The sequence below is a fragment of the Methylobacterium sp. P5_C11 genome (genome assembly GCF_054049775.1).
In genome coordinates this window covers 23492-30113 of the sequence record NZ_JBFULS010000063.1, presented here as the reverse complement: position 1 = coordinate 30113, position 6622 = coordinate 23492, and the positions used below count along the sequence as shown (strand labels likewise).

Annotated in this window: 7 protein-coding genes; 4 read left to right on the top strand and 3 right to left on the bottom strand. The window is 74.5% G+C overall.

Features of this window, described 5'->3' with window-relative positions; genetic code table 11:
• Nucleotides 1-33: 33 nt before the first annotated feature.
• Nucleotides 34-1719, bottom strand: a complete 1686-nt coding sequence (locus tag ACXJKQ_RS23945) for a methyl-accepting chemotaxis protein (protein WP_457108193.1) — start codon at nucleotides 1717-1719, stop codon at nucleotides 34-36.
• 197 nt (nucleotides 1720-1916) lie between these two features.
• On the opposite strand from ACXJKQ_RS23945, the gene ACXJKQ_RS23940 reads away from it, so the two are divergent.
• From ACXJKQ_RS23940 to cuyB, 4 genes are all read left to right on the top strand, one after another.
• Nucleotides 1917-3071 carry an ATP phosphoribosyltransferase regulatory subunit gene (locus tag ACXJKQ_RS23940; protein ID WP_457108192.1) on the top strand — a complete coding sequence of 385 codons (1155 nt, stop codon included), beginning with the start codon at nucleotides 1917-1919 and terminating at the stop codon, nucleotides 3069-3071.
• Complete coding sequence (gene hisG, locus ACXJKQ_RS23935) at nucleotides 3068-4054, top strand: ATP phosphoribosyltransferase (RefSeq protein ID WP_457108191.1); 987 nt, start codon at nucleotides 3068-3070, stop codon at nucleotides 4052-4054. Before ACXJKQ_RS23940 ends, hisG begins: the two co-directional genes overlap by 4 nt.
• Nucleotides 4055-4066: 12 nt before the next feature.
• Complete coding sequence (locus tag ACXJKQ_RS23930; protein ID WP_457108190.1) at nucleotides 4067-4918, top strand: LysR family transcriptional regulator; 852 nt, start codon at nucleotides 4067-4069, stop codon at nucleotides 4916-4918.
• A gap of 107 nt (nucleotides 4919-5025) precedes the next feature.
• Nucleotides 5026-5748, top strand: coding sequence for a cysteate racemase (gene cuyB, locus ACXJKQ_RS23925; RefSeq protein WP_457108189.1), 723 nt, complete (start codon nucleotides 5026-5028; stop codon nucleotides 5746-5748).
• A gap of 10 nt (nucleotides 5749-5758) precedes the next feature.
• Here the strand turns inward: cuyB and ACXJKQ_RS23920 are convergent, their stop codons facing one another.
• Both ACXJKQ_RS23920 and hemJ read right to left on the bottom strand, forming a co-directional pair.
• Nucleotides 5759-6124, bottom strand: a complete 366-nt coding sequence (locus ACXJKQ_RS23920; protein ID WP_457108188.1) for a lysozyme inhibitor LprI family protein — start codon at nucleotides 6122-6124, stop codon at nucleotides 5759-5761.
• Nucleotides 6125-6189: 65 nt separating this feature from the next.
• Nucleotides 6190-6621: a protoporphyrinogen oxidase HemJ gene (gene hemJ / locus ACXJKQ_RS23915; protein ID WP_457108187.1), complete on the bottom strand. Its 432-nt coding sequence runs from the start codon at nucleotides 6619-6621 to the stop codon at nucleotides 6190-6192.
• Between the last annotated feature and the right edge of the window lies 1 nt (nucleotide 6622).

Here is a 6622-nt window from a genome sequence, read left to right as displayed (position 1 = left end):
GGTCTCGGGACCGCCCGGCCGCTCTGAGGGTCCTCAGGCCGCCCGCAGGTCGGACAGGAACCGGGCGACCGCGGCGCCGAGCCGGTCCGACTCGCGCGACAGGGCGTTCGCCGAGGTCAGGACCTGGGCGGCGGCCGCCCCCGTCTCGTCGGCGGCGGCCGCCAGGCCCACGACGTTGTCGGTGACCGCGCTGGTGCCCGTGGCGGCCTCGGAGACGTTGCGCACGATTTCCTGGGTGGCCGCGCCCTGCTCCTCCACGGCGGCCGCGATCGAGGCGGCGACCGTGCTGATCTCGCGGATGCGGCCTCCGATCCCGTCGATCGCCCCGACGGCTTGGCCTGTGGATTCCTGGATCCGGCCGATCTGCCCGGAAATCTCGCCGGTGGCCCGGGCCGTCTGCTCGGCCAGGGCCTTCACCTCGGCGGCCACCACCGCGAAGCCGCGGCCCGCCGCGCCGGCCCGGGCGGCCTCGATCGTGGCGTTGAGCGCCAGCAGGTTCGTCTGGGCCGCGATGCCCGAGATCAGCGCCACCACATCGCCGATCCGGGAGGCCGCGGTGCTGAGATCCTGGACCAGAGCCACGGTCTGGCCGGATTCCGAGACCGCCCCCTGCGCCAGCCCGGCCGAGGCCTGGACCTGCCGCCCGATCTCCTGCACCGAGGCCTCGAGCTGCTCGGCGGCCGCCGCCACCGTGCCGACATTGTTGGCGGCCTCCCCGGCCGCCCGGGAGACGCCGCCCGACCGCGCCGAGGCCTGAGCCGCGACCGCGCTCATGCTGCGGGCGGTGGCCTGGAGCTGTGCGGCCGCCGCGGCCACGGCCTCGATCACGCCACCGACGCTGCCCTCGAACGTCTCGGCCATGACGTGCATCGCCGCCCGGCGCTGCGCCTCCGTGCCGGCCCGGGCCAGCGCGGTCTCGGACTCGAGCGCCCGGTTGCGCTCCAGGCTCGCCCGGAAGCCCAGGGCCGCGCGGGCGATCTCGGCGATCTCGTCGCGGCGGTCGGTGCAGGGCACCACCACAGCGGTGTTGCCGGCGGCCAGGTCCGTCATGGCGGCGGCAACCCGCAGCGCCCGTCCGGCGATGTCGCGCGCGAGCCATGCCATCAGCGCCAGCGCCAGCATCGCGCCGAGGCCGGTGCCCAGCAGGATCGTGGTCAGGGTCGCGGCACTGGCGTCGCGCACCGTGTCGGCGGCCTGCTGCGCCGCGTGGCTCGACGCGGCCTTCAGGGCGTCCAGGCTCTTCCAGGCCGTGTCGTAGAGCGCGTTGGCGGGACCGTTGAAGGCGGCCCGTCCCCCAGCGGCATCGCCCCCGGCCACGCGGGTGAAGGCTTCCGCCTGCGCCGCGAGATAGGCCCGCCACTGGCCGATAAAGGTCGCGAAGCCCGCGGTGGTCTCGGGATTCGCCGGCAGGGCGGCGAATCTGCCGATCAGGCCCTGCATCTCCGCGATGCGGGCCTCGTTGCGCTCCCGGGCCTGCGCATGGGCGCGGGGCTCCGTCTCGTCGATGACCCGCGTGGCGCCCAGGCGTACGCGGGTCACGGTCGCGCGCAGGTTGCCGAGCAGGTCGACCGTCGGCAGCAGCCGGTCGCCGATCTCCTGGGTGACCGCCGCGCTCTGCCAGACCCGCAGGGCGGCCTGGGCGCCGACCGCGACCACGATGAAGCCGACCAGGCCGGCGAGCACGCGGAATTGCGCCCGCAGGCGAAAGGGGAGGTGCACGGGACGACCACAAAGTGTCTGAATACCACACGAACACTTGTCGATCCGGCATTACGGTTCCGTAAAGGCTGATGGCCGCCGACGGGTCCTGGGCGGCCGTCTGCGCAGTCCTGCGCACTGCGCCGGCCTCGCGCCTCCCGGCGGCGTGTCGCCAAGCCCGGCCGCGGTTGCTACAGAGCGCCCGCGAGGTGGATCCGATGACACGACCGGAGGCAGGCGAGACGGGGGCGGGGGACGCGGCGCGCGCGCGGCTGCTCGCCCATCTGGCGGCGGCGGGCTACCGGCCGGTGACGCCACCGGTGCTGCAGCCGCTGGAGCCGTTCCTCGAACTGTCAGGGGAGGACATCCGCCGGCGGATCTTCGTCACCCAGGACGCGGGCGGGGCCGAATTGTGCCTGCGGCCCGAATTCACCATTCCCGTCTGTCGCCTGCACAGGGCGGAGGCCGACGGGCGGGTGGCCGATTACAGCTATTGCGGCCCAGTCTTCCGGCTGGCCGCCGACGAGCCCGACGAGTTCTTCCAGGCCGGCATCGAGTCGATCGGGCGCACCGACACGCCGGCGGCGGATGCCGAGGTTCTCGGCCTCGCCCTCGAGGGCCTCGCCCTGTTCGGCCGCACGGATCCGGCGGTGCGGCTCGGCGACATGGGGCTGACCGGCGCGCTCCTCGACGGCCTCGCGGTCCCACCCGCCGCCAAGCGCCGGACGCTCCGGGCACTTGCGGCCGGGCGCTCGCTCGATGCCGTCACCAACGGCGCGGAGGGCGCCCGGCCCGAGGACCCCCATGCCGGCCTGCTGGCGGCGATCCAGGGCCAGGACCCGCGGGGCGTGCGCGCCTTCGTGGAGGACGTGCTGGCCATCGCCGGGATCTCGGCGGTGGGCGGCCGCAGCGCCGGCGAGATCGCCGAGCGCTTCCTCGCCAAGGCGTCCGCCCAGGCCCATGGCGGGGCCGGGCTCAACGCCGAGAACCGCGCGATCCTCGACCGCTACCGGACCATCGCGGGCCATCCGGACACGGCCGCCCGCGACCTGCGGGCGCTCGTCGCCGACGCCGATATCCGTCACGACGCGCTCGCGGCCGCCCTCGACCTGTTCGAGGAGCGCACCGGCTTCATCGCGGCCCGGGGCCTGCCGATCGAGCGGTTCCGCTTCCAGGGCGGCTTCGCCCGCAACCTCGACTACTACACCGGCTTCATCTTCGAGGTGACCCAGGGGGATGCTTCGGGCGAGAGCCCGACCCTGGTCGGCGGCGGCCGCTACGACGGCCTGCTCGGCCATCTCGGCAGCCCGGCGCCGCTGCCCGCGGTGGGCTGCACCTTCTGGATCGAGCGCGTGGCGGGAGCCGGCCGATGATTTCTTCGGACTCGGGCGCGCTGATCCTCGCCGTCCCCTCCAAGGGGCGCCTTCAGGAGAACGCCAGCGCGTTCTTCGGCCGGGCCGGGCTGAAGCTCGCACAGGGCGCGGGCGCCCGCGACTATCGGGGCAAGCTCATCGGCGTCCCCGACGTCGAGGTGCGCTACCTCTCGGCCTCCGAGATCGCCGCGCAACTCGCCTCCGGCGCCGCCCATCTCGGCGTCACCGGCGAGGACCTGATCCGCGAGACCCTCCCGGACGTGCGCGGCCAGGTTGAGCTGTTGACGCCGCTGGGCTTCGGCAACGCCACCGTGGTGGTGGCCGTGCCCCAGGCCTGGATCGACGTGCGCGACATGTCCGACCTCGACGAGGTCGCGGCCGGCATGCGCGCCCGCCACGGGCGGCGCCTGCGGGTCGCCACCAAGTACGTCAACCTGACCCGGCGGTTCTTCGCCGAGAAGGGCGTCGCCGATTACCGGATCGTCGAGAGCCTGGGCGCGACCGAGGGAGCGCCCGCGGCGGGCTCGGCCGAGATCGTGGTCGACATCACCACCACGGGCGCCACCCTCAGCGCCAACGCCCTGAAGGTGCTGGACGACGGCATCATCCTGCGCTCCGAGGCCAACCTCGTAGCCTCGCTGAAGGCCCCCTGGGGCGAGGGCCAGCGGGCGGCGCTGCGCACGGTGCTCGGCCGCATCGCCGCCGAGGAGCGCGCCCGGACCACCCGGGAGGTGCGCGCCGCCCTGCCGGAGAGCGGCACGATCGACCTCGCCACCCTCGCGGGCCTGCACGAGGCCGAGCTGCCCTACGGCGCTCCGAAGGGCGCGGAGGGCGAGATCGTCCTGCGCTGCCCCGAGGGCGCGGTGTTCGACCTCGCCGGAGCGCTGGTCGAGGCCGGGGCGCGGGCCGTGACGGTGCGGCGGGTCGACTACGCCTTTTCGGCCGAGAACCCCCTGGCGGAGCGGCTGCTGGCGCGGCTCTGAGACGGCCGCGCCATGGAACTGAAATGGCTCGAGGACTTCCTGAGCCTCGCGCGAACCGGCAGCTTCTCGCGCTCGGCGGTCGAGCGCCACGTCACCCAGCCGGCCTTCGGCCGCCGCATCCGGGCGCTCGAGGGCTGGCTCGGCGTCGCGCTGGTCGACCGCAGCACCTACCCGACGGCCCTGACGCCGGAGGGCCGGCTGTTCCTGGAGACCGCCGAGGAGACCGTGCGGCGGCTCCACGGCAGCCGCGACGCGCTCCGCGCCCGGATCCGGCCGCCGCCGCGGACCGTGTCGGTGGCCGCGCTCCACACCCTGGCGCTGACCGTCTTCCCGCGCTGGTTCCGGGACGTCGAGGCCCGCACCGGCCCCCTCGGCAGCCGGCTGCTCCCGGACGATTTCCACGCCTGCGTGCAGGCGCTGGCCGAGGGCGGCTACGACCTGCTGCTGACCTACCACCATCCCCGGGTGCCGATCCCCCTAGACCCCGCTGCCTTCCCGCACCTCGCCATCGGCCGGGACAGCCTCGTGCCGGTGCACCGGCCGGAGCCGGCCGCGGACCGGCCCGGGCTCGGCTATCCCCGGGACTCGTTCCTGGGCCGGGTCGTGGCACTGGCCGGCGGCGGGGCGGCGGCCACCCACGTCAACGAGAACGCCATGGCGGAGGCCCTGAAGTTCATGGTCCTCGCGGGCCACGGCCGCGCTTGGCTGCCCGAGAGCCTCGTCGCCCGCGAACTCGCCGACGGCAGCCTCGTGGCGGCCGGGCCGGGCACGGCGCTGGAGATCCGGCTCTACCGCAAGGCCGGCCGAGGCGGTGCGGTCGAGGCGGTCTGGGCCGCGGCCGCCGCCCTGGCGGCCGAACCCTAGGCGTCGCCGCGCGCCCGGTGCCGGATCGGCATGGCCGGTGCCGACACGGCATTGGATTCCCGCCCCGTCGGAGCCCATCAGAGCAGTTGCGACGGTCGGAGGCGGCGATGCTCGGTGTACTCGGCGGGATGGGTCCGATGGCCACGGTGGACTTCCTGGCCAAGCTCGTGCGGGCGACGCCCGCCGGGTGCGACCAGGACCACATCCCGACCCTGGTCTGCTCGGCCGTCGACATCCCCGACCGCGCCGACGCGATCCTGGGCGCCGGCCCGGACCCGCTGCCGGCGATGCGCGCCGCCCTGGTGCGGCTCGAGGCCGGCGGCGCCACCCGGATCGCGATCCCCTGCAACACCGCCCATCACTGGCACGCGGCGCTGCAGGCCGGGACCGGCCTGCCGATCCTCCACATCGTCGACGCCGTGGCCGAGACCCTGGCGCGGGCGGGGATTGGGCGCGGCGGCCGGATCGGCCTGCTCGCCACCGACGGCACCCTGCGGACCGGGCTCTACCGAGAGCGGCTGGCGCGGCGCGGTCTCGCGTGCCTCGAACCCGGTCCGGAGGGTCAGGCCGGGGTGGCGGCGGCGATCCGCTTGGTGAAGGCGCACCGGGTGGCCGAGGCGCGGCCGCTCTTGGAGGCGCAGGTCCGGGCGCTGGCGTCGGCCGGCTGCGACCGGGTGGTGATGGCCTGCACGGAGATCCCGATCGCGCTCGCCGGGAGCGACCCGTCCGGCCTGCTGGTCGACGCCACCGAGGCGCTGGCGTGCGCCTGCGTGGCGGCGTGCCGGCCGGATCGCTGCGTCGATGCCGCGGCCCTGCCGCGCGCGGCCTGAACGCGGGCTCTCAGGGGCCCTGCTTGGCGAATTCCGCCAGGACGCCGCGCAGGACCTTCAGGCGGGCATCGTAGGCGGCGGTCAGGCAGCCGACGTCGCCGCCGCAGGCCTGACGCTCCTTCAGCCACGCCTCCTGGTCGTCGCGCAGCTTGGCCTGACCGCCCATCGGCAGCACGCTCTTCAGGATCTCGAACCGGGTCGCCATCTCGACGTCCCGGTCGTTGAGGGGAAGACGGGCGCAGATCGCCTTCTCGTCGGGGGCCTCGGCCCTGTCGCACGGGAAGCTCGCCGCCCGGGCGGGCGGCGCGGTGATCGCGCCGGCGACCGGTCCCGCGAGGGCGGCCAGCGCGAGGGCGAGGACGAGAGGCTTCGACATGGCCTCCCAACGGGCCGGCCGCGGAAAGGCTCCGGCCGGGATCACAGGATCGCGGGATCGCGGGATCAGAGGCCCGGCTTGACGATCGCCAGGATGACGATGCCGATCATCAGCAGCGTCGGCACCTCGTTGAGCACCCGGTAGAACTTGTGCCCGCGGGTGTTCCGGTCGGCGGCGAAATCCTTGACCATCCGGGCGAGCCAGCCGTGGATGCCCGACATCGCGAGCACCAGCGCGAACTTCGCCTGCAGCCAGGGGCTCGCGTAGAAGCCGCTCATCCAGGCGAGGGCCAGACCGAACACCCAGGTGGCGATGAGCGCCGGGTTCATGATCGCCTTGAGCAGGCGGCGCTCCATCACCTTGAAGGTCGCCGATTGCGCCTCCGAGCCCGGCGGCAGGCTCGCGTGGTAGACGAACAGACGCGGCAGGTAGAGCATGCCCGCCATCCAGGCGATCAGGCTGATGACGTGCCCGGCCTTGATCCAGTCGTACAGCACG